Annotated in this window: 17 protein-coding genes; 8 read left to right on the top strand and 9 right to left on the bottom strand. The window is 51.7% G+C overall.

Features of this window, described 5'->3' with window-relative positions; all coding sequences use genetic code 11:
* Window positions 1-167: 167 nt before the first annotated feature.
* Window positions 168-1349, bottom strand: a complete 1182-nt coding sequence (gene chrA, locus HYT77_00730; GenBank protein ID MBI2066524.1) for a chromate efflux transporter — start codon at window positions 1347-1349, stop codon at window positions 168-170.
* 30 nt (window positions 1350-1379) lie between these two features.
* Window positions 1380-1736, bottom strand: a complete 357-nt coding sequence (locus HYT77_00735; protein ID MBI2066525.1) for a PilZ domain-containing protein — start codon at window positions 1734-1736, stop codon at window positions 1380-1382.
* 321 nt (window positions 1737-2057) lie between these two features.
* Here HYT77_00735 and recA point away from each other — a divergent pair, with 321 nt between their 5' ends.
* Genes recA through HYT77_00760 form a run of 5 tightly spaced genes read left to right on the top strand, consistent with a single transcriptional unit; the run spans window position 2058 to window position 6298 of the window.
* The gene (recA, locus tag HYT77_00740; GenBank protein ID MBI2066526.1) at window positions 2058-3125 is read left to right on the top strand and encodes a recombinase RecA; all 1068 of its coding nucleotides are present in this window, start codon (window positions 2058-2060) and stop codon (window positions 3123-3125) included.
* Between the two features lie 28 nt (window positions 3126-3153).
* Window positions 3154-3822 (top strand): hypothetical protein, encoded by a 669-nt coding sequence (locus tag HYT77_00745; GenBank protein MBI2066527.1) that lies wholly within the window; start codon window positions 3154-3156, stop codon window positions 3820-3822.
* Window positions 3823-3856: 34 nt separating this feature from the next.
* Window positions 3857-4468 (top strand): hypothetical protein, encoded by a 612-nt coding sequence (locus tag HYT77_00750; GenBank protein ID MBI2066528.1) that lies wholly within the window; start codon window positions 3857-3859, stop codon window positions 4466-4468.
* An 11-nt stretch (window positions 4469-4479) separates the two neighbouring features.
* Window positions 4480-5364, top strand: a complete 885-nt coding sequence (locus tag HYT77_00755) for a catechol 1,2-dioxygenase (protein MBI2066529.1) — start codon at window positions 4480-4482, stop codon at window positions 5362-5364.
* Window positions 5365-5398: 34 nt separating this feature from the next.
* Window positions 5399-6298, top strand: coding sequence for a dihydrodipicolinate synthase family protein (locus HYT77_00760; protein MBI2066530.1), 900 nt, complete (start codon window positions 5399-5401; stop codon window positions 6296-6298).
* Window positions 6299-6306: 8 nt separating this feature from the next.
* Here the strand turns inward: HYT77_00760 and HYT77_00765 are convergent, their stop codons facing one another.
* Window positions 6307-7593, bottom strand: coding sequence for an ATP-binding protein (locus tag HYT77_00765; protein MBI2066531.1), 1287 nt, complete (start codon window positions 7591-7593; stop codon window positions 6307-6309).
* 94 nt (window positions 7594-7687) lie between these two features.
* Here HYT77_00765 and HYT77_00770 point away from each other — a divergent pair, with 94 nt between their 5' ends.
* Window positions 7688-8008, top strand: a complete 321-nt coding sequence (locus HYT77_00770; GenBank protein MBI2066532.1) for a hypothetical protein — start codon at window positions 7688-7690, stop codon at window positions 8006-8008.
* Window positions 8009-8274: 266 nt separating this feature from the next.
* Here HYT77_00770 and HYT77_00775 read toward each other — a convergent pair whose 3' ends face one another.
* The 4 genes from HYT77_00775 to rpoH are packed head-to-tail and all read right to left on the bottom strand — an operon-like array spanning window position 8275 to window position 14067.
* On the bottom strand, window positions 8275-9747 hold the full coding sequence (locus HYT77_00775; protein MBI2066533.1) for an aldehyde dehydrogenase: 1473 nt from the start codon (window positions 9745-9747) through the stop codon (window positions 8275-8277).
* The gene (locus HYT77_00780) at window positions 9744-10655 is read right to left on the bottom strand and encodes a hypothetical protein (GenBank protein MBI2066534.1); all 912 of its coding nucleotides are present in this window, start codon (window positions 10653-10655) and stop codon (window positions 9744-9746) included. Before HYT77_00780 ends, HYT77_00775 begins: the two co-directional genes overlap by 4 nt.
* Before the next feature lie 22 nt (window positions 10656-10677).
* On the bottom strand, window positions 10678-13164 hold the full coding sequence (locus HYT77_00785; GenBank protein MBI2066535.1) for a hypothetical protein: 2487 nt from the start codon (window positions 13162-13164) through the stop codon (window positions 10678-10680).
* A gap of 48 nt (window positions 13165-13212) precedes the next feature.
* Window positions 13213-14067, bottom strand: a complete 855-nt coding sequence (rpoH, locus tag HYT77_00790; GenBank protein MBI2066536.1) for an RNA polymerase sigma factor RpoH — start codon at window positions 14065-14067, stop codon at window positions 13213-13215.
* Between the two features lie 148 nt (window positions 14068-14215).
* Between rpoH and HYT77_00795 the strand changes: the two genes are divergently transcribed.
* The gene (locus HYT77_00795) at window positions 14216-15691 is read left to right on the top strand and encodes a DegQ family serine endoprotease (protein ID MBI2066537.1); all 1476 of its coding nucleotides are present in this window, start codon (window positions 14216-14218) and stop codon (window positions 15689-15691) included.
* Here the strand turns inward: HYT77_00795 and HYT77_00800 are convergent.
* Both HYT77_00800 and HYT77_00805 read right to left on the bottom strand, forming a co-directional pair.
* The gene (locus HYT77_00800) at window positions 15674-16606 is read right to left on the bottom strand and encodes an alpha/beta hydrolase (GenBank protein MBI2066538.1); all 933 of its coding nucleotides are present in this window, start codon (window positions 16604-16606) and stop codon (window positions 15674-15676) included. The two genes, HYT77_00795 and HYT77_00800, sit on opposite strands and share 18 nt — an antisense overlap.
* A gap of 201 nt (window positions 16607-16807) precedes the next feature.
* Window positions 16808-24541 carry a methyltransferase gene (locus HYT77_00805; protein MBI2066539.1) on the bottom strand — a complete coding sequence of 2578 codons (7734 nt, stop codon included), beginning with the start codon at window positions 24539-24541 and terminating at the stop codon, window positions 16808-16810.
* 271 nt (window positions 24542-24812) lie between these two features.
* Between HYT77_00805 and ispE the strand changes: the two genes are divergently transcribed.
* Window positions 24813-25703, top strand: coding sequence for a 4-(cytidine 5'-diphospho)-2-C-methyl-D-erythritol kinase (gene ispE / locus HYT77_00810; protein ID MBI2066540.1), 891 nt, complete (start codon window positions 24813-24815; stop codon window positions 25701-25703).
* Window positions 25704-25722: the final 19 nt, after the last annotated feature.

Consider the following 25722-nt stretch of genomic DNA (forward strand, 5'->3'; position numbering starts at 1 on the left):
CAAACCGATTCAAGGGGGGATTCCTGTGGTCTGTTTAGCCCCGGTAGCGAACAGAACGAATTGTTTTCCCCTGCTTTTTTCGATGTTTCTTTCGCGCAACCTTGGTCTTCTTGTAAGCCATGGGCTTCCACTATCTCTCTCCCGTGAAGAGTACAAGTGAAAATCGTCTACGTGCCCAAAAAAATTTGCTTGAAAAGGATTCCCAACAGGCCGGCGCTGAGGACAACCGCCGCGACCGTTCCTTTCTCCTTCCATCGGTAGAGCGAGGCGAGGGCAATACCCAAGATAACGAGAGAAGGAAGATCGATAATCGCTGCCTTCAGGAGATGGGCGGTCGTCGCGGCAATCAAGCCGACGACTCCCGCCGTTACGCCATCCAGAAGGGAGTGAAGAGACCGATTCTCGACCACCTTTTCAATGGTGCGATGGCCGATCAGTGTCATACCAAAGGCAGGAAGAAAGATCCCGATGGTCAAGATCAGCGCCCCCCACGGCCCTCCTCCCAAGTATCCGACGAAGGTAGAAAAGATAATGAACGGCGCCGGCAAGATCCCTGAAAGAGCGACACCGTTCAAAAATTGCGGGTTGGTCATCCACCGGCCGACCTCGACCGCATCGTGCTGAAGGAACGAGATCACTGTGTAGGCGCCGCCGAAGGTCAAGAGGCCGCTCCGGAGACCGGAGAAGAAAAGTCGCAAAGAGGACGGAGGCTCCAGAGAGAGGTCGAACGACTCCGGAATCACATGAACTCCTTTTATCATCAGATAAAAAATCGAGCCCCCCAGAAAGGCGGCGGAAACAAACGCCAGGGGGAAAAATTTACGGCGTTTGGCAAAAATGTAAGCGACACCCGCAAAAGAGAGTGTAATCAGGAAGTGGAGATCCAAAAGGTGGCCGACACCCGCGACCACCGCAATCGCCCAGAGCCATCGGTCGGTCAGGGCATGCCCTCCGATCCGGTGGGTCGCCCGGATGATCAGCGCCGGGACCGCCGCCTGCATTCCGTAAAAGAGACCTGAAAAGAGAGGCGACTTGATGCCGTAGGCGGCGTAAAACCAGGAGAGGGTGAACATCAGGAGAAAGCCGGGGAGCATGAAGCCTAATCCTGCAAGAAATCCGCCGATCCTTCCCTTCGCCAGCATTCCGAAATAGACACAGAGCTCGTGCGCCTCCGGACCGGGGAGGAGCTGATAGACACCGAGCACCCGGTTGAAGCGCTCCCGGGAAATCCATTTTCCCTCTTCCACCAGCTCGTGCCGGATCATGTCGATCTGTGCCACCGGCCCTCCCCAGGCAAGGAGACCAAAGTGTAAGAATCTTAAAAAGAGACGAGTGTAAGACGTATCCATATTCTCTTAAATAAATTCCAATTATCTTTTCTATTGTAATTCTTTTGGGGTCAGGAAAGGGGAAAGGCTCTCCAATGGATTTGCAAATTCAAGGGCAATTGTCTGACTCTCTGTCTCATGTCGGACAACAATAGCGGGAAGGAGCCAGACCTGCGAACCAACATTGAGAAGGAGGGAAACCTTCTTTTGTGGGGTCAACGTGACCCACGGGACATCAAGCTTAAGCGTCAATCCAATGCCACCCCGGCTGATATCGAGAGGGACCGCACCGATCTCGATTGTTCGAGGTGAGGTCGATTCGAGCAAAGAACCACCCGCCAGGATCAATTTGGCTGAAAGCCCCGAGTTCTGCAAAACAATCTGTCGAGGAAATCTTCTTTTTTCCACCTGAGATATCCCTTGCAAGGTCTGCCCCCCCTCCGTACGCCACAAGGTTCGGATTGGTCGGCCGATTGTTGCTAAAAAATGTACTTGGCAGAAATTTTTCCTATGACACTCCAGTTTTTAGGTGAGGTCGAAGAGGATGGGAAGGGTTGTTAATCCGAAACGGGCCTCAGGCATTACAGATATAATATATATGGGCCAATCAGTCTTCTTTGAGGAATTTTTAGTGAAAAGTTTCTCTTTATTCAAAAGTGATTTGACACCATCCGGTGCTGAGTATACGAAACTAGCCGAGTTTGAGTTGAAACCTTAAAGGAGGGGGCCATGGAACAGATCGGTAACAAGGCAAAAATTCTGAGTAACACCATCAGCAACATTGAGAAGGTTTACGGAAAAGGTGCGATCATGCGCCTCGACAAGGAGGATGTGGCCCAGAATGTTGAGACGATTTCAACAGGTTCTCTCGGTCTCGACATTGCCCTGGGTGTGGGCGGTCTTCCGAGGGGGAGGATTGTGGAGGTCTTTGGCCCCGAATCCTCCGGGAAGACGACCTTGGCCCTTCAGGTCGTTGCCAATTGTCAGCGTGAGGGTGGTGTTGTTGCCTACATCGATGCGGAGCATGCCCTGGATGTTCAATACGCCAAGAAACTCGGTGTGAAGAGTGAGGAACTGCTGATCTCCCAACCGGACAGTGGTGAACAGGCGTTGGAGATTGTTGACATGCTCGTGAAGAGCGGTGCGGTTGACATGATTGTTGTCGATTCTGTTGCGGCGCTTGTTCCGAAGGCGGAGATTGAAGGGGAGATGGGAGAGCCCCAGATGGGACTACAGGCCCGTTTGATGAGCCAGGCACTTCGCAAACTGACTGGGAATGTCAGTCGCACCAAGACGCTTGTTATTTTCATCAATCAGCTTCGGATGAAGATCGGTGTGATGTTTGGAAATCCTGAAACGACCACCGGTGGAAACGCGCTCAAGTTTTATGCCTCCGTTCGGCTTGATATCCGGCGTGTCAATGCAATCAAGCAGGGGGAGCAGGTGGTTGGCAACCAGACCCGGGTCAAGGTCGTCAAGAACAAGATGGCCCCGCCGTTCCGTCAGGCCGAGTTTGATCTCGTTTATGGTGAGGGGATTTCCCGTGAAGGGGAATTGCTTGACTTGGGCGACCTTCATAAGGTTATCGAAAAATCAGGGGCTTGGTACACCTACGGAGGAGAGAAGATCGGTCAGGGGCGGGAGAACGCCGTCAAGTTTCTTAAAGAGAATAATGATGTTGCAAAAAAGATTGAAAAAGAGATCTTCGTTCGTGCCGGGGTTGTCTGCAAGGAACCGTTGAAAGAGGTTGCAGCTGAAAAAACGGCTGGTCGCGAAAAGAAGAGGGCTGCTGGTTAGTTGATAGAGCCAATTGAAGGGGGATTCAATGGCCATCACGGAATTTATCAGTGGTGGGGAAGGTGCGGCCGGTTTGGCTTCGGGCGTGATTGGGGATTTTGTAAGGCCCCATCAACCGAGTTTAAGACCGTCGGTGGCACTGCCGCGAACGGCCGCCGATTTTTTTGTTGCCGGCAAGACCGATCCCCGCGGGCTTTTCCTCGTATCTGCCGATGATTTTCAATATCGGATCGATCATCTTCGGCAATATGCGGATGATTTGCAGAGCTTGCTCTCGCGCGGTCTTCCAGGGGGTTTTTCGCAAGATGCGGATGCTGTTCCCCTCTTGCGGGACATCGTTCAGATCAGGCATTTAAATGAACAACTGGGGATCGCCTCCGGCTTTCTTCGTTTCAGGGAGGTGCGTGGCTGGTTCAGGTTGGGTCATGACAGATCAGATCTCGCGGTCGCATGGCTTGAGAGATCTCCCTATAAAGATCAATTTGATGAGGTCTTAAGGATTTCACGCGAGCTTGCCGAGCTTCTTCAGACAAGACATGGAATTGCCGTGGCGGCTAACAGCTTCCCCTCACCGGTTAAAGAGACCGTTTTTATGAGTCTTTACCGTGGTCTTCAAACGGCCTTGGGGAAGTCACCTTCTCTGGCTGTAGCTCTTTTAGCGGGCTCCTTGCTCGCTGTTGAGATGCGGAACGGTTAATTGAAAGTTAATAAACCATAATAAGGGGGTGGCTATGTCTTGGCTCAAGAAGGTCGATCACGTGACCTACGCGGTAAAAGATATCAAAAAGTGGGCCTGGTATCATCTTGAGGTTGAGGGGGGGCGTCTCATCAACCGAATCGATGATGTCATGCCGGATAATCCCGACAGCAGCATGAAGCTTTGGTGTATCGATTACGGTGACTTTGGGGTCGCTCTTGTGGAGGGGATTGATCGCCGAAAAGAATCCCAGGTGACTGCCTTTGTCAGAAAACATGGGGATCATTCGGTTCAGCATGTCGCTTATGATACCGAAGGACTCGATGTTTTTCTGAAGCGGCTCTCAGAATTTAATTGTCATCCACGTGGGGAAACCTTGGTGCGTAATGACGGCTTTGGTCTTGTAAAGCAGGTTTTTGGAAAAGGGTATGAGCATGAGGAGGATCCCGCGCAGGCGAGCTTCCCGGAATATGTGGAGAGGCCTCGGAGAGGGAATCATGAGTCAGAGATCTCCTTTTCCCAAAAATTCGGTGAAAGTTTTTACAAGCAGATTGAAAATGCACGGGAATCAAAAGATCGCGAGACGCTCATTGATTTTTCCAGGATGCCTCGTGGTTGGGAACCGGTTCTTCAAGAGAAGAGATAGCTAAAAGAGTTATGGGGAAAATAGTTGGCGCTACGCTTTGTTCTCACGTCCCCCGCCTTATGATTCCGCCGGAGAAACGGCGTGACTACATGGGAGGTAAGATCAGCACCTTTTACGAGGCGCTAGAGAGGATGCAGGCCGAGCAGATCCATAACAGGCGATTTGACACCTTTCTGGTTTTTGACACGCATTGGTGGACAACATTAGAGTTTGTTCTGAATGCCCATGGGTGGCACGTTGGTCGTTACACGTCGGATGAGATTCCATGGATGATTACGGATCTCCCTTACGACTACCCGGGAGATCCGGAGTTGGCAGACCAGATTGGTGAGGAGGCGAAGGGGGCTGGGGTTCCGGTTTACGTGGCGCGGGAGAAAAATCTTCCGTGGCATTATCCGACGCTCAACACAATGAAGTATTTAAATCCGGAAAGACGTCCTGTTTTGCCAATAAGCGTTGCCTATACCTCGTCGGTTGAAGAGGAGCTTCTCTTTGGAGAGGCAATCCGCCGGGCGATTGAGAAGGGATCACGAAATGTCCTCCTTGTAGCGACGGGTGGGCTTTCGCACCGGTTTTGGGAACTGGATAAGGTTCGGCAAAGGGCCTCGGCGGATCCTTCCGATATTTATTCGGAGGAGAACCGTCGGTATGACGAAAAAATTATTTGTTACCTCAAAGAGGGACGGCATCGTGAGGTGATTGAGGCGGCGGATGATTTTCGAAAAATGTGTTCACCGGAGGGGCGGTTTGCCCATTACCTCCGTATGGTCGGGGCGCTCGGAGGGAAGGGATGTCACCTTGGGGGTATTCAATATGGAGAGTATGAGGCGGCTATTGGCACGGGGCAGGTGAATTTGTGGTTTAACAATGATATCCCCTCCCACACCCTATCTTAAGGGGAGGGCCGGGGTGGGGATATAAGGAGATCCTATGAAAGCAAAAAAACTGGAGGGTGTTGTTGCAATGCTGGTGACACCCCTTAACAAAAGTGAGGAGATCGATTTTGGAGCGCTTCGGGCGGAAATTGATTGGGCTGTTGCACAGGGGGTGAGTGGTATTGTGGTGACCCCCAGTATCGGCGAATTTGCCGTCATGACGAATGAGGAGCGCTGGAAATGCTTTGAGGTTTGCAAGGAACAGGCCTCTCAATATCCCCATTTGTTCACTATTGCGATGACGGCAGCCACCCATACACGCGAGGTGATTCGCCATTCAAACATTGCGAAGGAGCTCGGATACGATGCCGCCCAGCTCATCCCTCCCTATTACTGGCTTCCGGATGAAGAGGAGGTGTATCGCCATTACCAATTAGCCGCAGAGACCGGCTTGCCGCTTGTCATTTACCACAACCCGGCGCTTTCCAAATTTTATATGCGGCGCGAATTTATTGGAAGATTGGTTGGTATTCCGGGCGTTGTAGGCATCAAGGAGGTCAAGACGGATCGTCATGTGGAGCTTGAACCACTTTTCCAAGAGGTGGCAGGGCGTGCGAAGGTTTTTACCACCTTTCGGGCCTTTTCAACCGGTTTGGTTTTGGGATCGAGCGGTGGTTTTATCAACGTCTTTGGGGTTCCGGCCTGTGTGCGGATGTGGGAACTTTGGCAGAAGGGGGAGAGGGATCGGGTGGAAAAGATTCAATGTTTGTTGAATGAGGTCTTTCCGCGAGGCGGCGAAGACAACAAAAAACATATCGGCACGACCAAGATGGTCTCATCGGTTGTAACCGGTATCGACATGGGACCACCAAGGGCGCCTTATCTCTCGCCGGATCGCCGGTATCGTGAGAATCTTGAGAAAACTTTGCCGCTGTTGAATCGATTGCTTCGGTAGCAGGGGGCTTATGTTACCTTAGGATCGGTCAGCCATTTTGTAGCGGGAACAATCCTGATGTAAGAATTTTTGTCACGGATTGTTTCTTCCTCTTCAAGGGTCACAATCGTTGCCTCGTTGATTTTATAACGTCTCATGCCGGTGAGGAGACTATTTACTTCGCGCTTTCGTGTCTCTTCTGCGGCCAGTGAAGCGGAGACCTGGATGAGATGAACCGGTTTGGGCCCTTTCCGAATCAGAAAATCTATCTCCGATCCGTCGTCATTTTTGGCATAAAAAATTTCCGAAGTTTTTTTTCGAAGATGGAGAAAAACCACATTTTCTAGAAGCCATCCCGTATCATCCGAAGACCGAAAAGCGACCTGGTTGATAATGCCGTTGTCAATACAATAGACTTTTTTTGGAGCTATTTGCTGCTGCTTCATCGAGGTGGAATACGTGTTGATGATGAAGTACAACCAACTCGTTTCCAGGTAGTCGATGTAGGTCTTGACGGTATTAACGCTTCCCAGCATGAGCATTTGGCGCAATTTGTTAAATGAAACCGGTTTCCCCGCGTTTCCTGCCAAGTACAATGACAGCTCTTTTAAGTTTTTGAGTGAGTCGATCGAGTAACGGGCGCTGATGTCGCGGTAAATAATGTCTTGGTAGAGCTGTGCGCAAAAATCATCTTCGGGATATTTGAGCGCATCCGGAATCCCGCCTGTTTTTAAATAGTCGTGGAGCCCCCTTTTCAGATACGCCGATTGGGTCGTATTTTGGGCGATCGGTTCGACTCCCTTGAAGCCGAGATACTCCCGAAAAGAGAATGGAAACAGTTCGACTTCCCGGTGGCGTCCCGTCAGGTGACTGCCGATCTCACGGCTTAAGAGGGATGCATTGGAGCCCGTGATGATGATCTTGTGTCCTGCATCGTGCAAACGACGGACAAAGAGCTCCCAATGGGGAATGTTCTGGACCTCGTCCATCAAAAAATATTTTTTTTCACCAAACAACTCAATCAACATTTCATGGACCCGGCTGAAGCCAGCCGCTTCAAATCCTGTCCAACGCTCATCATCAAAATTAAGGTAGTAGTAGTCATTCGGAAAACAGACATCGGCCAATTGGGCCTGGAGGGTCGATTTTCCGGAACGCCTTAGACCTGTGATTACCACGATGGCGGGGGATTTGAGATAAGGTTTGACCTCCTCCAATGCCTCACGGGGGAACCCTCGATCCATCCTTTTAAACCGTTCCGCCTGCTCAGAGAGGAGAAATCTCAAGTTTGGGGCCGAAGAAATTTCTCCATTCATATCGAAAACATATCATAATAAGTTTTCAATTACAACGAAAACTTTTTAGAAAAAAAGGCAGAAACTTAAATTGTTGTTTGACGATCTGTCGGCTATGTTGTTGTCTCTTGACATCACACCTGCCACATTGCCTGTTATTTCCAATGCGGTTCCTTATCATGAACTGATGTTTGATGGTAAGCTGGTCTGTGATAGTTTTGCAGCCGTCAAGACCCGCGATTTTGATTGGGCGAATGGATACCGTGGACCTGTCCTTTTATTTACCTCTGACAGAACAGTTCACGACTCCGTCGTTCGGGCTTATCGACTTGACTCTCGAAAGATACCGAGGGGGGCGCTTGTTGGGGTGGGGGAGCTTGTTGATGTTAGAAAGTTGACCCCCCAGGGAACAAGCGATTCTAATCGATCGGTTTAATAACCTGGGACTGGGTCGAGTAAAACTTTGGGTGTTGGCAAGGCATCTTAAGAGACAAACCGTTCCTGAATCCTTACGAGCGAAAATCGAGATCTGGCCAGCTAAGTTTGGACTCTTCTTCCGTCGGGTGCATCGTTTTCCCGTTCCGATACCGTTTGCTCGACCTACAGGAGCGGGAGATCGTTTTACAGCACCCGTGTCGCTTGTAGCAGAGCAGTTGATTGCTGCGGGGCTCCGAGTGTTTAGTTAAGATTCGTTGCTCTAAGCTACATCTCTTCTGTACAACAGATCATCTTTGGTTGGGTATAGAACTCAAGGCTGTAGCGGCCGCCCTCCGAGCCGATCCCGCTATTTTTAACGCCACCAAAAGGCACTCGAAGATCCCGCACGAAATGGCTGTTGATCCAGACCATACCGGCTTCCAGTGCCTCCGCCACACGCATCGCCTTCCTCTCGTCTTTTGTCCAAACGCTTGAGGAGAGGCCAAATTCCGAATTATTGGCTAACTGGACCGCTTCTTCTTCGGAGCGGAAAGGGAGAACAACAAGAACCGGTCCAAAGATCTCTTCCCGAAAAATTTTCATGGTCGGTTTTACTTGATCGAAGATTGTTGGTTCCAGAAAGTTGCCCCGACTTAAGGCAGGATCGTTCGGTCTTTTACCGCCGGTTAGCAGTCGTGCCCCCTCTTGAATCCCTGTTTGAATATAAGCCTCCACACGTTGCAGATGCTCACGTGAGACCAGGGGGCCTATCTCCGAACTTGGCTCCAGTGGGTTTCCGATCTTCATTTTTTTTGCAAAGAGAATCAACCTCTCCAGAAAGTCGTTGTAGATGGACTGCTCTAATAAAAGGCGTGATCCAGCGACGCACGATTGTCCCTGGCTTCGGAAGATTCCCCGTGCGACACCTTTGATCGTTAAATCAAGATCGCAGTCAGCAAAGACAACGGCGGGAGATTTTCCTCCCAATTCTAAAGAGAGGGGGGCGAGTCTAGTCTCTGCATTAGCCTTTGCCACCACCTTTCCCCCCGGAACGGATCCCGTAAAGGAGATCCGGTTGACAGAGGGATGGCGTACCAACGCCTCTCCCGCCTCTGGACCACCCGGAAGAATGTTGATCACGCCTGCGGGAATGCCTGCCTCATTCGCCAGCTCCCCCAGTTGGAGGCAGCTGAGCGATGTCCAGGGGGGTGGTTTGAGGATACAGGTATTCCCGGTGGCGATACAGGGACCGATCTTCCAGGTCCCCAACATAATCGGGCTGTTCCAGGGGATGATCAGTCCTGCAACACCGACGGGAAGCCTCTTTACGTCGCTCCTCGTCTTGACCGGTTTTCCAAGGAACTTCCCTTCTCCGGTGAACGTCTCTTCGGGCCACTCCTCCATCTGTTTGGCAAAGAAGGCGATATTCTCAGCGGCGCGGGCGACATCATGACGGATACATTCCTCCTTGAGCTTGCCGACATCCTGCGATTCCAGTGTCCCTAAAAAATCAGACTCTCTTCGAATAATGTTGGCGAACTTGAGAAGAATTTTGATGCGCTCCTTGATTGGTAAACGTGGCCAGGGGCCTTTGTCAAACGCCTCCCGGGCGGATTGGACCGCCCGGTCAATATCTTGGGCGTTGCCAACAAAGAAAGTCGCAATCGCCTCATTATTAGAAGGGTTGAGGGAGGTATAGGACTCTTGGGAGAACGCCTTGACCCGCTTGCCTCCAACAAAATGGTCGGTCTGGATCATACTGCTTTCCTGTCTTCAGTCTGCCTTTTCAGTTGATCTTCGTGAAGACCGTTCCAAAAAACGGCGCAGCAATCGAGCATCTCACGTCCTGCCTGAACAAACTTGTCTTCATTGAATTGCTGATAGAAGAAAACCTCCCGTAACTCATCTTTTGTATGCTGGGCATGCTGGTCTTCCAGGCGATCATGAAAGGTCCAGAAGCCAAGGTTGAGCTTCATACCCGTTTTCTGACGGAATATTTTGAGGCCTTGAATCAACTCCTTCCAGAAGCCGGCCGCGGCCCAGTTTTCAATCGCAAAGCTTGCGCCAGCGCTTCGGCTAAAATCGATTCCTCCATAGATCCTTTCAAGGCCATCGGTGAAATGGAGCGTTGTGGTGGTCCCATGATGCCTCTTACCGAGATCGCTGAATTCCAATCCCAGGGGCTTGGCAAAGTTGAGTAGCCACTCGAAATGGGCTGCCTCAAAGTGGAAGAGCCCTCCCTGAACGGTTCCCTCAGAACTGACGAGCTCCGGGTTATTTGGTGCCTCATCGGGGGCAAACTCTCTCTCATGATGATTTGGATCCTTCTTGTGGAAAACGACGCCGATCTCGTTAGCCAGGATCTCTTTGCTGGCCCTCATCTCCTCAAGGCTTACTGCGTTAATTACCTTTTTGAGCTGAGCGATTATAAAGAAGTTGGAGAAGACGGAAAACTGCGTTGTGAAATGTCTCAGATCGTCCAGCGTAAACGCGCCTTCTTTGAACCAGCGGGTATACTGGTTGTCATGAATAATGGGATGGGACATGATTTCATTTTCTACGCGACGCAGAAAATCGTGGTAATTCTGGTTGGTCCGAAATGTCATTGTTACCCCCTTTTTAATAATGACGGCCCGAAGAATTGCGCCAGAATTCTTTGAAGTCAAACAGAAAACGCGAAGAGGTTAATCAGGAGACAAAGAAGTTATCGCGAATCCCTATCTCATGTGGCTCGAGAGCAACCAGGCCCCGTGATTTACGAGTGGGGACATAGATTGTTATAACTCCGAGATCGATTGTATAGGAGAACCGGTTTTCATCGCCTACAATAACAAGTCTTGGCTTCATTTTTTCGCTTGAGATCCCGAGGGCGAGGAGTTCACTAAAGGTTTTTTCTCTCCCTTTAAGGGCCTGCTGATCCCTGAAGGACTTGCTGTTTGCCAGATCCCTTTGGATCTGATCCCGTTCCTGTTCGATCCGTTTTCGGGCGTAGTCAACCGCCTCCGGAAACGGGATGTCGATCGTCTCATCCATCGAGGAGAAATCCTGCCGGACATCGCGGCGCGAAATTTCAATCACCTTTCTGTTGCTATCTCTCCAGACAATCAGGCCTCTCTCCACAACCTCCACTTTTCGCTGGGCCTGGCGTAGTTGGACTGTTTGAGGCTCATAGAGTTGCCGGAAGCTTTGAACGGATCCGTTGAGAGAGGCCGCTTCATGCCGCGCCTGAAAGCGGATCCCTGATTGCCGGTAGGAATCCCTCAGGCTGCGCAAGGTTGAGGCGGAAATGCTTGAGTCTGTCTCCGTGGAAGCAGAGGGTGGTTGACGTGTAGAGAGCAGTTGCCGTCGTTTTCCCTCTTCCGTAATGATCTTTTCGACATCGGTCCTGGGATAAGGGAAGAGATCGGGTCGTTTCGTCTCCTGACCCGCCTGCTCCAGTCGTTTAACGGCACGTAACGCCGCATCGACAACATCGGCGGGACGTGGTGTTCGTGTGGAAAAGGAGAATTTGAACTCCTCGTGGAGGAGGGAGACAAATCGAAGTGCATCGGTCGGCCTTGACTGGGGCAACTTTTGCAACCCCTCGTAGAGAGACCACCAAAAACCGGAATAGACCTCTCCCCGTGCGTGCGGTTCCGACCCGATCTTGCTCAGAACTTTGTTATTCTTGACGGTCAAGAGTCCTACTTCGGGAGAGAGTTTCCCTCCCCACTCGACGACCCACGGTTCGCTCATGACCGGGTTGTCAAAACAGAAGGCGGCATCGAGATCGCCCGACGACTCATGCACGGCGCGTGCCTCAATGCCGTTAAAGTCCGGCATGATATGATAAAGAAGGAGATGCTGTGCCTCATGAAAGACGGATTCCCCCTCCGCGGCGACATGAAACCGATCAGTATATCCAAACGAGAGGTATTCCTCTTGCAGGTGGGCATACGCATTGGCGTCTTTGAAGTCGTTCGATTTGGCCCGGATGCTGTGAGAGCGGCCTTGATGAAGGGAGCCGAGGATCTTTGAGGGATTGTATCCGAGTCCTTCAAGCCACTGCAGGTACATCTCAAGGTAGTGGTAGAGGAGGATCGTGTCGGCCTGGTTTATTGTAAGTGCCGGTCCCGCTTTATCCCGGAGCGGCCAGAGCCATTGGCCGTTTAGATCCGCATTTCCGGTTACGGAGGCCCGCCCCCCCTCAATACCGTTATGAGGGATATATCCGCTCCAAACCCCGGGGAGGAGCAGCCTTTTCGTCCTAAGGACGGGTGGTGTTCGGGTCCAATCACAGGCGGTGACGATGTTGGAGCCGTCAAGAACCTCCACCTCGGGAGGCAACGGGGTTTCTCCCCTGAGGGACCGCCGAGCCCCTCGATGATGACCAATAATACCAAGTTCTGAGGCAAGAGAGGCCCTTTGCTGCGGAGGCAGGGTTGCCAAGTGAAGAAAGGCCTGTTGTGTTGTATTGAGGAAGGGGGCTTGAATGCGGTCGATTGTTTTTCCAACTCCGTTGCCAGCCATGAAAAAGGGAAGACCTTCAAAAAGTTCACGGCGGAATCGTTCACTCGTTGTCATGGTTGACTCAGGAGTTGCACCGACCGATTCCAAGCCCTTTCCGACGCCGACGCTGAGCCCCGCCTGTAGCGGTTCTGTGCAGAGGTCGGCGGTAAAGAGCATCAGTCCGGATGACATCCCACGCAGTTGGGCCAAACGATGGAAGAGGCCCATTGCCCCGATCCCAAGGCCAACGGAAGGGAGTGAAAAGAGGAGCCCAACCCCCCATCGTTTGAGAAAACTCTCTTCAGCGGGATGACCGTAACGGATTGTTTGATACAGGATCATGAGGCCTGACATGAGTGAGGAGGCAGCAACGGTTGTAAGGGCGAGCCCTGTGCTACCCGATTTGAGTCCGACTTTCCTAAGTCCTCCCGTTATTTTTCCGGATCCCCACTTCATGCCAACGTGCATTGCACCCGAGATTCCCAGTGTCTCTCCCCATCCCCCCACGGAGCCGATGCGGTCCGTATAGTGAGCCCACCAGGCGTCGTATTCTGTCATGCGATAACGATCAAAGAGAAATGGATTAGCGACCGCTAGTCCCGTTGTCCTTTGGTAATCCCGGTTTGTAGGGATCGGCACAAAGGAATCGGTCGACGAGAGACTACTTGTGGCGCTTGTTGCCCCCACCAACGGCTCCATCGACGGGGGGTAAAATGAGGTTGTGTAAAAAGTGGCTTAACTGGCAAGGGCTGGCGTAAGGGCAAGTCGCATCTTCTTCAGGGCACTGGCCTCGATCTGTCGCGCCCTTTCACGCGTGATACCATAAGAGTTACCGATCTCCTGGAGGGTCATCGGTTTATCTTTCAGAAAACGGTTTTGAATGACAAAGCGCTCACGTTCATTGAGTCCCATGAGGGCGGTTGAGACAGAGGTCTTGGCTTGCAATGAATCTTCCATCGTGACGAACTGGCTTTCCTGATTCTCCTGGGACGGGATGAGATCCAACCGGGTCGACCGGCCCTCTTCACCGAGAGGTTCATCCAGAGAGGTGTCGCGCCCCCTCATTCGCGAATCCATCTCGACGACATCCTCTTCACGCACATTCAGATTTTTAGCGATTGAGAGATACTGCTCCTCCCCCAACTCTTCTCCACGAAGATGTTTGGCAATCGCCCTCTTCGCCTGATTTAGTTTGTAAAACAATTTTCTTTGGGCCTGCGTTGTTCCGATCTTCACGAGGCTCCAGTTCTTGAGGATAAAGTTCTGGATATAGGCCCGAATCCACCAAACGGCGTAGGAGATGAGACGAAATCCCCTGTGCGGATTAAACTTTTTAACCGCCTGCATGAGACCGATATTCCCTTCCTGAATGAGGTCGGCCATCCGGATACCGTATCCGGCATATTCATTGGCGACCTTGACGACGAACCTCAAGTTGGATGTGACAAGCTTGTGGGCCGCTTCGATCTCTCCTTGCTCGTAATAGCGAAGTGCAAGCTCCCTCTCCTCCTGCTGTGAGAGTAGAGGAAATCTGTTGATCTCAACGAGATACGAGGCAAGCGATCCTTGTGGAACCGGTAAATTGCTCATAATTTGAACTGTGAATCTACTCTATTCATAGGAGGGCCGTCTGTCAAGGGAGGGGGTGGCGGCCTAAGGCATCTTGACACTCGTGGAACGGATCGCTAAACATCCGTCCAAAATCATTTATATTTTTTAAAAAGAGGAGAGACGATCGATGAGGCGAAAACTAGTCATCTTCTGGGGATTGGGAATGGGGCTTTTGGGGCTCCTCGTAGGGGGACTACTCAAGGATCATTTTCAGGCAACCTCCTCGGCCGAGGCGGTGGAATACGCCAGACCCGTCCAACCGGTTGGACTTTTTGGAGGAACGGCTTCTCCCACAGGACTTCCCTCATTTGCAGAGCTTGCTGACAAGGTGAGCCCCTCGGTTGTGAACATCAGTACAACGAAGAAGGTCCAGCGGCAGGCGACCCCCCGTGGTTTTCGGGGACCTGGACCCCAGGATCCGTTTGATGATTTTTTTGACCGGTTTTTTCAGGGGCCAGGACCGGGACCGTCTGAGCGTCCGCAGAGGAGTCTTGGTTCCGGTTTCATCTTCGGCGCCGATGGGCATATCATTACGAATAACCATGTCATTGAAGGGGCGGATGAGATTCAGGTCCAGCTGACGGATAAACGAAAATTTGATGCCGAAATTATCGGAACCGATCCCAAGACCGATCTGGCGGTCATTAAAATCAAGGCCAAGGAGCTCCCCGCGGTCGTCTTGGGTGATTCCAATCAGCTTCATGTGGGAGATTGGGTCATGGCAGTTGGAAATCCGTTTGGACTCGATCACACCGTGACGGCAGGAATTGTTTCCGCGAAGGGAAGGGTGATCGGGGCGGGCCCTTATGATGATTTCATCCAGACCGATGCCTCGATTAACCCTGGAAATTCGGGTGGTCCGTTGTTTAATCTCAAGGGTGAAGTGGTTGGGGTGAACTCCGCCATTGTTGCAGCCGCCCAGGGAATCGGTTTTGCGATCCCGATCAACATGGCGAAAGAGCTGGTTCCCCAATTGGTCAAGAGTGGAAAGGTGACCCGGGCCTGGCTGGGTGTTGGTATTCAGGAATTAACCCCGGAATTGGCGGAATCGTTCGGACTCAAGGAGCCAAAGGGGGCGCTTGTCGGGAACGTCTTCCCCAATAGTCCGGCGGACAAGGCGGGACTTAAGGCCGGTGATATTGTCACCGAATTCGACGGGAACAAGATTTTGGATTCTCATGCACTGCCAAACCTTGTAGCGCATCTCCCGGTCGGCAAGGAATCGATCATGAAAGTTCTGCGTGATGGCAAAGAAAAAGAGCTTAAGGTCAAGCTGGGTGAGATGGAGGAGGGAGAGAAGCAGGCGGCGGAGTCAACCTCCACAACCTCGGGTGAACTTGGATTGGCGGTCCGCGATCTGACTCCTGAGGAGATGAGGGAGGTCGGTGTGAAGGAGGGGGTTCTTGTGATGGGGGTCGAGGGAGGCAGTTCTGCTGACTTTGGAGGGATCCAGCGAGGGGATATTCTGCTTTCTCTAAACAACGTAAAGATTGTGAAGAGCTCTGACTTTGAGAGGGAATCGAAAAAGATCAAGAAGGGGCAGATCGTCCGCCTGCACATTAAAAGAGACGATACGACGATCTTTTTAGCGTTTTCGAAGTAGCTTTTTCTCGAGAAGAAATTTCTCAATACGAAGATTCACGAGCTCGGGCTGCTCCACAAGAGCGGCGTGGGTTGCCTTATGGATCATGAGGATCTCGGAATTCGGGATCAGGCGATGCATCTTTTTGGAGATCCAGGCAGGGGTGAACTGATCGAGTTCACCGCCTAAAATCAGCGTGGGGACCTTGATCTTTTTGAGAATATCATCGGCGCTGTTCTCCTGGGAGCTCTTGAGGAGGGTCGGGAAGAGAAGCGGATCACGGCTCAAGACGTGCTCAATGTATTGTTCGGCATATTTTCGTTCAATCATTCCGGTATTCATCACCTTCAAAAGCCCACCCGCCCAGAAGGAGAGCGGATTGGCAAGAAAGAAGCGGCTGATCGCGGTCGCCTGTTTGGGAAACTGTGTCCCCAGGAAATAGACCAGTCGGAAGATGAGCGGCGAGAATCTGAGGTTGAAGAAGCTGTCCATCGGGTGGCCTGGGTAGCCAAAACAGGAGATCATCCCCGCGACCCGTTTCGGATGGCGACGATAAAACTCGAACATCACCTGGCTCCCCATGCTGTGTCCTGCAAAGATCGCCTTTTTGATCTTCAGTGCCTCCAGGACTGCCTCCAGATCCTTGACGAGCGCCTGGATTGAATAGTTCTTGGTATGCTCGTTGAGCGAGGACTGCCCATGTCCGCGGTAATCCCAGGTGACGACCTGTTGAAACTGTTCAAAATGCTTTTCAAGGTAGACCCAAAAAAAAGTGGAGACGGAGAGGCCATTACAGCAAACAATAGGCGGAGATCCCTGCCCCACCGATTGAAAATGGATCTTCGTGCCGTCAAAGCTCGTGGCAAACCCCTCCTTGAGGCGCGATAGCTGGTAGAGTTTGAGGTTTCTTTTCTCCGAGATTTTGTCGGTGCCCATGTCTCTTCACTAGAGAAAACTGAGTAGAAAGGCAATAACAGAAGGGCACCTCAAAAACTACCCATCTGCTGTGTTGCCCGCTTCGTCCGCGTCCTCACGTACCACGAAAGTACGCTCCGGTCGCAGCCTTGCGGGCGCCTTGCATCTGGGCCGTTTTTCGAGGTGCCCGAAGCAGACGTTCTATTATTTTTGCGTGGTCCATTAACGAGGGAGCGACATGAGATACTGCAAAGTTCGTCCATTGAAGGTAGGGCCTACCCTTGCGACAAAACGGTGGAGGTTGTTGTATCGGGCCAGCGCAGCCGGTGTGAGAGACGGGACGATCAGCCCCCGGTCATTCACAAGGACCTGCCCCGTCATATTATCGAGTCGGATCTCGACAACGGTTGTTCCATCCGGACGAGGGGGTTGCGAGATCCCTTCCTTGCTCAATCGATCGATCTCGGGGGCGTCCTGGACAAAGTCGGTGATTTGCCCGTTTCGATCGATCAACGCAAAGAGCCTTACGTGGCCCATCCCCATGCCGATCTCTCGGCCCTCGGCGGTTTGATAGTAGACAGCTTCCGCCTTCTTGGCGGCCTCGGAAAAGAGCATCTCCAGATTATGACGATCGATCGGTGAACCCCGGTCTCCCAGTTTGCGGAGGTAGGGATCAATGCCATTTTTATGGAGCTGTGACTCTGCCTGGGTCCTCAAGTCGTCAAACTGCTGATACGGATCGCCGTCAATTAAACCCTCCATCGTAACGAGCGTATAAACGCGGGGCTGGACCAACCGATCACCCGGGTTAGAGAGTATAATCGTCTCTGCTACGCTGATCTCACGCCAGTGGTCCTCCCCCTCACGTCGATATTCATAACATCGCTCTTGCTCGTTAAACCGGATCTCAAGACCGGCCTCATTTTTTACAACCGTTCCATCGTGTGGGATGATGACCCCCTGTCCGGCGGTTGTGAATCCACCATACAGGACGCCGAATGGTTGCCGGGTTCGAACGGGGCCCGGGGTCTGTTTTGTCACCGGAGCGACCGGTTCAGCTTTGCCAAATATTCTCCATCTCTTTTCATGGACCAAGCGATCGTACTCTCGAAACGCCTCCAATGACTCGATCCTGGTCGGGTCGATTCGTTTGACTGCTGGGTCATAGGCCTTCATCAGTTCATCCTTGAAACTGCTTCCCTCAAGATCAACGCTCTCTATAATGTCATTGGCGAGGAGTGAGAGATCTCCCCTATCGACAGCTGCCTGTAGACCGTCAGCGATTCTTCTCTCACGGATCGTGAGGCGTTCAGATATTTTGGAGGATGCCAACGAATGTCCATTACTTGCTCTTTTCAAAACGACACTTACTTCGTGCCCATCAGGAAGTTCCAAGGTGTATAAGAGCTCAACATCGGGGGCATATTCTTGAAGAAATTGGATAAATTTGGGATCCACATTACCCAAGACCTCGATCGTGGCCCCCTGAAACAGCCCCTGATTGATCGCCCGCTGATATTTTAACGCCTGGTTCTTGACCTGCTCTGTTGAGCCCGCATTCCACTGCCTGTAGTCCTTGATTTCCCAGATATGTCCATCGAGTGGTACATCTTGTTCTATTGCGGAGGTCATTTCTACTCGTCTTCCATTTCGAAGCCCTGTAAAAGTGACCTTGAGGTCTCTTTGTGCAACAGCCTCCTGTGCTGGAGCTGATGCAGGATGTATCTGTGCCTGCCTGGTGAGTTCTGAGAGGGTCCCTTTAAGGTTGTTATAGGCCCCAACGAGGAATAACTTATTGCCTGTTGCCTTCGCCTTTCTAACACTTCCCATTGCCTCCCCAACCGCCTTAATAACCTTCTGTTGGGCACCGGGGAGTGTGATGCATTGACGATAGGCTGCAAACAGATCCTCATCAATGATCCCTTCCTGTCTCAAGAATTCGAGTTCGCCCATCGTCTTCCATGGAGCTGCGGCAGGATCCCCCTCCTCAGTGATCCTCTTCGCCTTTGCTTCTTTAAGACGGGTACCGAGTGTTTTGCTCAGTAAGGAGAGTGACCGACCAAGCTCTTCACCCTCTTCGGTTTTGGACCTTTCCCTGAGGGCAGTTGCCTGGGCCAAAAGTGAGGAATCCCCCACTTTTTTGGCCTGTTCTACAAGGTTATCCGCCCACCTAAAATGTTTTCCATTACTTGAAGGGGCACTTTGAGTGGGAGGAGGTGGTGAAGCTGCTTGCCTTCGGTGGGCAACAATAAGATTCCCTTTTACAGCCCCTTCTACCTGTCGGAGTTCCACATCGAAGCCAAGTTTACGGAGGTATTCAACACGAGCCGAATCCAACTCTCGCATTGCGGCATAACCTTCTCTCCTTTTGGCCTCGTCAGGATGCGAGGTCCAGTCAGATTTTCGTGTCAGTTCTTTCCATCGGGCTGGTTCTATCCCGTACATTTGAGGCCCCAGCGGGGAATTTTGAGCATGGCCTTGACAGCAGGTCACAATGAAGAGGGCAGGGGAATTCGGATTTTGAGCCCATTGTTGGATAATATGATCGACCAGATCGCCACAGGGATGTTTGGCAACCCAAAGTCCATCAGGGATCTTTTCTGCCCGGATATCAAAAGGCCTTGTCTCTAGATTCTGTCCTAGTCTGCGATTAAGGGCGCGGGCATAGCTTAATTGGTCACGATCGAAATCCAAGACGGTTCCCCGACTCGTTCTAAAACTTTCAACAAGGACGCGTGAGACATCCCCCGCCCCACCAGCGATGTCGACAAATGTTTGTCCCTCTGGACTGATACCGAGCCTCTCAAGGTGCGACTTAACTATTTCATAGAGCTGAGTTAGTTCCTTTTGCTTCCTTTCATAAAATCGATTTTGCTTGTCTTGAAGGCCCGCCCCTTTCCAGGCAGCCTGTTTTTGTTCCGGTGAGAGCCTGTTTGTTAAGAGATCATGATTCTTGCTGTCCTTAAACCAAGGGGCGTCCTTTAACTTTCCTTCTGAGAAAAGCTCGGCAGGGGACTTCCCTTTGAATTTTCTGGCGATCTCTGCAAGGTATTCTGGTCTAAGATTTTCTGCGGTCAGGAGACTTAGGGCAAATTCCCTTTGTTCGGCTGTCATGAGCTGGGGATTTCCCCATATTTCTCCCCAATATCTCGAGTAATGAATGGTGCGTCGTTTTTCAACGATGAGTCTGTCAATCAATAGATCCGCAACACGTCGGATACCCCCCCCTTCGATTCGGGGGTTTTTAACCTTTCCTGCCTCCCTCATTTTTTGGAGGTTGGTGCTGGCCTCTTCGTGAACCTGCCCCCGGGCGTCGACCGTGAAAGAGCGTTGGTCGCCCATTAAAAAGGCCCGCTGACCCCAGTAGGTGGTGTCATTCATCGGTGGGGCATATCGACCGGTGTAGGCGGTGTAGAGGCCAAATTTTCCGGTAGGCCCATAGGTTCCACCGATAATGTACATGACACTCGTGTCTCTTTTCTCTCCATTGACGAGGTAGACCTTCTCAGTCCTTCCTCCACTGGTGCGATCAGCAACAATGACATGTCCTCCCGGAGGAACCTGTGAAATTTCAACGACACCATCTTTCCCAATCGGCTCTTCAAAGATTACCTGAACAACCACACGACCCCCCGCGACGGAAGGTCCTACCTTAGCGCCATCAGCCACCTCATCACTCTGCATGATTCGCACCTTGGCGTTCTTTCCGTTAACAGTGGCTGTGAACTCTGTCCCTGGTGGTAGCTCTCCACGATAGGCCCGCTCAAGAACTGTTTCCGAGAAGGAGAGGAGCTGTCCACTATTTTGAAAGACCCTCTCCTGACCAAAGGTGAAATTGGAGCCAAGATCGACCTCTGAAAGGTGGGCCTCAAGATGGGATCGAATATCACTCCCTTCTGTGTTGCCTGATACGAGGTCGTGATATTTATAATTTGACCTAATCAGTTGTTGGCGTTCAGCAATTTTTGCCTTCTGCCCCCTCTCAAGACTTGTTAGCTGTTCTGTTTCGGTTGCAGAAATCGTCCCTTGCCGTTTGAGGCTTGAGAGACGATCGTATTCACTTAATTCTTGATTTAGGCGTGCTAGTTCTGCCCTGTAAAATGAACCGGCTCTTTCTGTAGTTCTTGCCTCAGACGCCGCTGGTCCGGTGCGAGCCCGATACACCCTCACTTGGGATTCGCGTGGGTTGTCTGAACCAAAATGGGTTGCAGTGAATAGATCGTTTTTTTCCGGATTGTGGAAGAGTGGGCGTGTGGAGGTTGGAAGTCGCTTTCCATCGGGGGTTTGATTCAAATTTTCCGGGTTCGATAATTGGAGGCGGCTTCCAACAAGGAGGTCGAGGGTTGGGCTGCCGTCTTCCCCGCGGGTGCCAGAATGGATAAGAATGAGTATTTTTTCAGGATGATCAATTAACTCCCGACCAACCCTGCCTTCAAAGGGGCCGCGATGAGGCCAACTGCTCCCAATCAGGATATCTCCATCCTTGGCTGCCTCAACAGCCTCCTTTCGTTGAACATCAGGCGGAAAGGCTATCCTCCCATCCCCGGCATATTGATAATTATCCGTCGCCTGAATCTGGAGCGAGAGCCCCCTCTCTCTTAACGCCTCACTGGCCGCAAGACGTCGGTTTAGGGCCCTTGTTAGACGACCGTCTCCTGCCGCGATTTCAACAAGTCTTGGAGGCCGTCCCTGTTGGGTATGAAAATCAAGGATCTGCCGTTCAAGATAAGTTGCCATCGCGTCTAACAACTCCTTGGTGTAGATTTGGTAAACCGGTTGAGCCCCCGCTATTTCGGGGGGGAGTCTTAAATTGTTACCTACATCATAGAGAGTGACCCCCGAGAATTTCCATCGCCAGAAGGTGTCATACATCGCGGTGACCTCGGCATGGGTCGGTTCCCTTCCGAGTTCACCTCGTAAAAACTGATTGAGGAGGACGACCGGGTCTTTGTCGGGGAAGCGGCTTCTCAGTTCCGGCCCAAACGGGAGCGCCTTCAGGATCCTCTCTGTCTCCTCCCGGATCACCTGATCCCGGAACGGGCCTGGCCTTTGGGCGAGTGCTGTCCTCACTGCCTCCCTCTCGGCGACCGGTATTCGGGCGAGATCTCGCCTCAGCTGGTCAATGAAGGCTGTTCTCTTTTGGTCGAGTTTCTGGAGCTCAGGGTCTTGCAGAATTTTTCTCTCACCGGCGGTCAACGGTTCAATGCCGCCCTCTCTCTTGATAACGGCTCGGTCATACTCCGCGAGTTGGGCGTTATATCCTTCTAGAATCAGACGAGAGGTGTGGGATTTTCGTGGGTCATGATCGACTCGGGCGAGATCAATTGGCTCTTTCGCCTCATCGGATGGGAGCCACCTGTCTTTCCTCTTCTTAAGTTCCTGCGCGTTTGCATAAAAATCCCCTGCCTCTTGAAGTGCCCCTTTTTCTCGCGCAACGGCTGCCTGGAGTTCACTCTTCTGCCCCCCTTCCGGTGCGAGTCCCTCAAGGGCAGAGAGGATCGCGACTTTTCTTTTCTGAAGCGTCAAAAGTCTCTTGAAGGTCGGATCGAGGAGGGCCAACTGGTCATTCTCAAGTTTCTCGACATCCCCGGCCCCTTTCACGCCGATCGTCCGGAGCCCCCTTAGCGCCCCTCCCGTCTCCTGTTGGATTGCTTGAAGCCTCTTGAGATGATGTTTGACCGTTCTATCGTTGACCCAGCCACCGATCGGTTGAAAGGCGGGGGAGGCGGCATGATGGCCAAGTTTCAAGGCCCCCAGAAAGAGCGCCCGGTTGTACGTCCCTTCCCAGGACCAGACCTGTTCGGCCACCTTTTCAAAGTCGATCTCCCCATCGAGTGACTGACGACCTATCCCCTCCACCTCTTCCCAGGCCGTAAAGGCGACGAGGTCACCCAGATATTCGCCGATCTTCTCCAGGACCTTCCCTTCAGGACCCAATTTCTTGAGTCGTTTGGCGAGTCGTGGTGAAAGCAGGAGTGCCTTTTCGAATCCCTTTTGTTTAAGACCTTCTATTGCCCCCCTGGATATCTTGCTGACCTTTCTGAGATACGCGAGCATCGGTGCCGCAAACGCGATGTCGATTAATGTCTCAGCCGTTAGTTGACCAACCGTTGTCTCTCCGTTCAGGATCTTTGTGGGACTGATCTCTCCGGAAAGTGCCTTTTCGGTCACGACGAACGCGGTTCCTTCAATGAGTGCGAGGGTTGCCTTTCCAAGCAGTGAACCCTCGAGATACGGGGCAACGGTACTCGCGACGAGGCCACCCGTCATGCCGGCGACGATCACGATCGCGACCCCTTTTGCGAGCTCCCGAACCACATCATGTTCCTGATAGGCCTTAAGGTAGGCGAAGAGATCTTTGTAGAATTCGGATCCTGAGAGCTCGGCGAACAGTTTCTGCGCCTCCTCGACATTCCCCTCGGCAAGATATTTGTCGCACTGTTGCAGGAGGGAGACGGCATATTCAAAATTTTTCGGGTGCATCCCGGGTCCGTAATCGCCGTAGAGAAACTTCCAGTCACGATAGCCTCTCTGGATGACGCCATCGGGGTCCGAGAACGCCTCGATTTGACGGGCTATTGAAAGGCGGAGCGTGTTGCGATCGATCCCCGTCATGATTTGACTCGCGAGCGCTGGTATATCGGACGGTTCACCCTCTCTCCCGAGCTTCAGGAGTTGGCTTAGTTTGAGGTTGAGACGGTGGCGAACGGAGGGCTCCATACCAAGTTCTGAGATCTCTTCCTTCTCCTTCTGGAGACGCTGAGTTAAGAGGAATGCCTCGAGACGGGCCGTCTCTCCGGAGATTCTCGTCAGCAGCTCTTTTGTTTGAGGAGTAAGGGGGATCTTTTCGTGGAGAGGAACGCCCGCAAAATCACGCGGCAGAAAGAGATGGTAATGACTTTTCAAACTTCTCATCCAATAGTCGAGGTCATTTTTTATTTTTCGTAATTGTTCCGCTGTAAGAAAAGGGGGGAGCTCTTTCATGAGAGAAGAGAGCTCCTCTTCAAGCCCAACACGGATTTTCCCAAGATCAGCCAATGAGAGAGCGGGAGGATTTTCGGCTTCAAGGATTTTTGCAAGTTGACGCGCACCGATGAGTCTTGCCGTTGTCTCAAATATTTTTTGGCGGGACTCGACCTCGGGAATTTCCCGCCCAGCGGCTTCTACCTTGGAATCCTTTCTTTTCGGGGCAGTGTGGGAAGGTTTTTTCGGCTCGGGAGCTGGTTCACAGGAGTTGTTTACTATAAAAGTAAAACCAAAATCTTCATAGTGGAGCCCGATCCCCTGTTCGGCCGAGGCGCGATCGAGGAATTTCTTGAAGTCGGCATTCGTAAATTGGAACAACGTTTCATAGATTCCTTCGTAGGTCGGAGGGAATAATGGAGTCGGCTCTGTTCCAGGACGGACAGAGATCATTTGCCCTCGCATCAAATAAAAGGCAGCTTCCAGTCTCTTTGCTGCTTCCGGATCCTCTTGCTCAATTTTTTGAAACGTTGGATCATTCCGGATTCCCTGGGGGAACTCCTGTCTCAATCGCTCCCCTGCTATCAAAAGCCGTTCATATTCCTCGAGGAACAGGATTGCTTGTTCAATCTGGGCGAGGTTTCCGGGATTGGTGTTCCAGTAGGCAATCGTTGCCAAGGCTTTTGTCTCTTCAAAAGGTGCAAAGTTTTTCAAAAAATCGTTGAACGTTTGTGAAGGGGAGTTTTGTAGATTACTCAAGCGATCACGAAGTTTTTTCGCCTGTCGCAAGATTTCGGAGGGGGAGAGTTTGCCGGTCGGTTGCGGCGGTTTCGGAGGACCAAAGCTGATGTAACAGGTCGAGGGCGGAGATGATTTTTGGGGTTCGGCATTGGCGGGAGAAACAGTCTCGCTTCGGCCCGCCTCCTGCAGACTCAGATCGGTCGTCGACCTTAAATTAGTTCCTTCAGTCCCCGTTTTTATGCGTCCTGCCACACTCGTCTCCCTAACCCCTTAGGGTTCAGGGGGATAAGGGAGCAACATCTGTGCCAAAATAGACCGGCACACGACATATAACATAATGATATTTATTGCTATTTTATAGAGATGGACCCAAAAATCATATAGCACCTATTTTGGGGGGTCAGCCCACCCCGAAAAAGGGCTAATTTGCCGCAATGCATGAAATGGACCATGGGGTTAATTAAGATGTCATTTTTAAAGGAAACTTGACGTCAACGACTGCCAAGGTGAGAAGAGGCGACGCATGATAGTGAACAGAAAAAAACTGGTTGCCTGGGCAAAGATCAACCTGCATCTTAAAATCACCGGTCGACGCGACGACGGTTACCACCTCCTCGATATGGTCATGGTCAAGTTGGATCTCTCCGATGAAATTGAAACGGAATTGGTTCATGAAGGGATCGAGATTCGATCCAATGTCTCAACGATCCCCGTAAATTCCTCCAATACCCTCTGGAAGATGGCGACTCTTGTGGCGGAGGAGAGTGGAAAAAAGTTTGGTCTGAGGATATTTCTTAAGAAGAACTCACCGGTTGCAGCCGGATTGGGGGCTGGGTCGAGTGATGCGGCGGCCCTTCTCCTTTGGTTGAATCAGGTCCTGGAGTTAGGATGGTCGGAGCAGAGGCTTGGAGAGATCGGTGCGTGTGTGGGAGCGGATGTCCCATTTTTTCTTCTGCGAGGGGCTTGTCGCGTTCAGGGCATTGGAGAGGTTTTAAGCCCGTTCATAATAGAGTCTTATCCTGTTATTCTGATTAATCCCGGATTTCCTGTCTCAACAAAGGAGGCTTATCGATGGTTTGATGAAAATATTGAGAAGCAAATTTTAAAGGCGGGTGGCTCAGATCGGGCGCCCACCCGCGCCACGCCTCCAGAGGGGTTGACAGCTATCAGGGTAGGTGGTACCACCTTCCCGCTTGAAAACGACCTCGAAAAGGTTGTGATTCCCCGCTATCCGGTCCTGGATCGGATCAAGAAGTTGTTGATCGATGCCGGGGCCCTCGTGGCGCTCATGAGCGGAAGCGGACCGACCGTCTTCGGCCTGTTTGAATCGACGGCGTCTCGAGACCGGGGATACGAAGTCCTCAAGAAGCAGAGAGATCCAAATTGGTGGATGTGGAACGGAAGAAGTTTGTAGTGCTTCTTATCCGGTTATG

This window comes from Deltaproteobacteria bacterium (genome assembly GCA_016180855.1).
Classification (GTDB): Bacteria; UBA10199; UBA10199; order JACPAL01; family JACPAL01; genus JACPAL01.

Excerpts from the sequence above, each read along its gene's own strand:
- ispE (MBI2066540.1), top strand. The coding sequence starts at position 24,813 with ATGATAGTGAACAGAAAAAAACTGGTTGCCTGGGCAAAGATCAACCTG.
- HYT77_00800 (MBI2066538.1), bottom strand. The coding sequence starts at position 16,606 with ATGGGCACCGACAAAATCTCGGAGAAAAGAAACCTCAAACTCTACCAG.
- rpoH (MBI2066536.1), bottom strand. The coding sequence starts at position 14,067 with ATGAGCAATTTACCGGTTCCACAAGGATCGCTTGCCTCGTATCTCGTT.
- HYT77_00795 (MBI2066537.1), top strand. The coding sequence starts at position 14,216 with ATGAGGCGAAAACTAGTCATCTTCTGGGGATTGGGAATGGGGCTTTTG.
- HYT77_00770 (MBI2066532.1), top strand. The coding sequence starts at position 7,688 with ATGTTGTTGTCTCTTGACATCACACCTGCCACATTGCCTGTTATTTCC.
- HYT77_00775 (MBI2066533.1), bottom strand. The coding sequence starts at position 9,747 with ATGATCCAGACCGACCATTTTGTTGGAGGCAAGCGGGTCAAGGCGTTC.
- chrA (MBI2066524.1), bottom strand. The coding sequence starts at position 1,349 with ATGGATACGTCTTACACTCGTCTCTTTTTAAGATTCTTACACTTTGGT.
- HYT77_00765 (MBI2066531.1), bottom strand. The coding sequence starts at position 7,593 with ATGAATGGAGAAATTTCTTCGGCCCCAAACTTGAGATTTCTCCTCTCT.
- HYT77_00745 (MBI2066527.1), top strand. The coding sequence starts at position 3,154 with ATGGCCATCACGGAATTTATCAGTGGTGGGGAAGGTGCGGCCGGTTTG.
- recA (MBI2066526.1), top strand. The coding sequence starts at position 2,058 with ATGGAACAGATCGGTAACAAGGCAAAAATTCTGAGTAACACCATCAGC.
- HYT77_00750 (MBI2066528.1), top strand. The coding sequence starts at position 3,857 with ATGTCTTGGCTCAAGAAGGTCGATCACGTGACCTACGCGGTAAAAGAT.
- HYT77_00755 (MBI2066529.1), top strand. The coding sequence starts at position 4,480 with ATGGGGAAAATAGTTGGCGCTACGCTTTGTTCTCACGTCCCCCGCCTT.
- HYT77_00760 (MBI2066530.1), top strand. The coding sequence starts at position 5,399 with ATGAAAGCAAAAAAACTGGAGGGTGTTGTTGCAATGCTGGTGACACCC.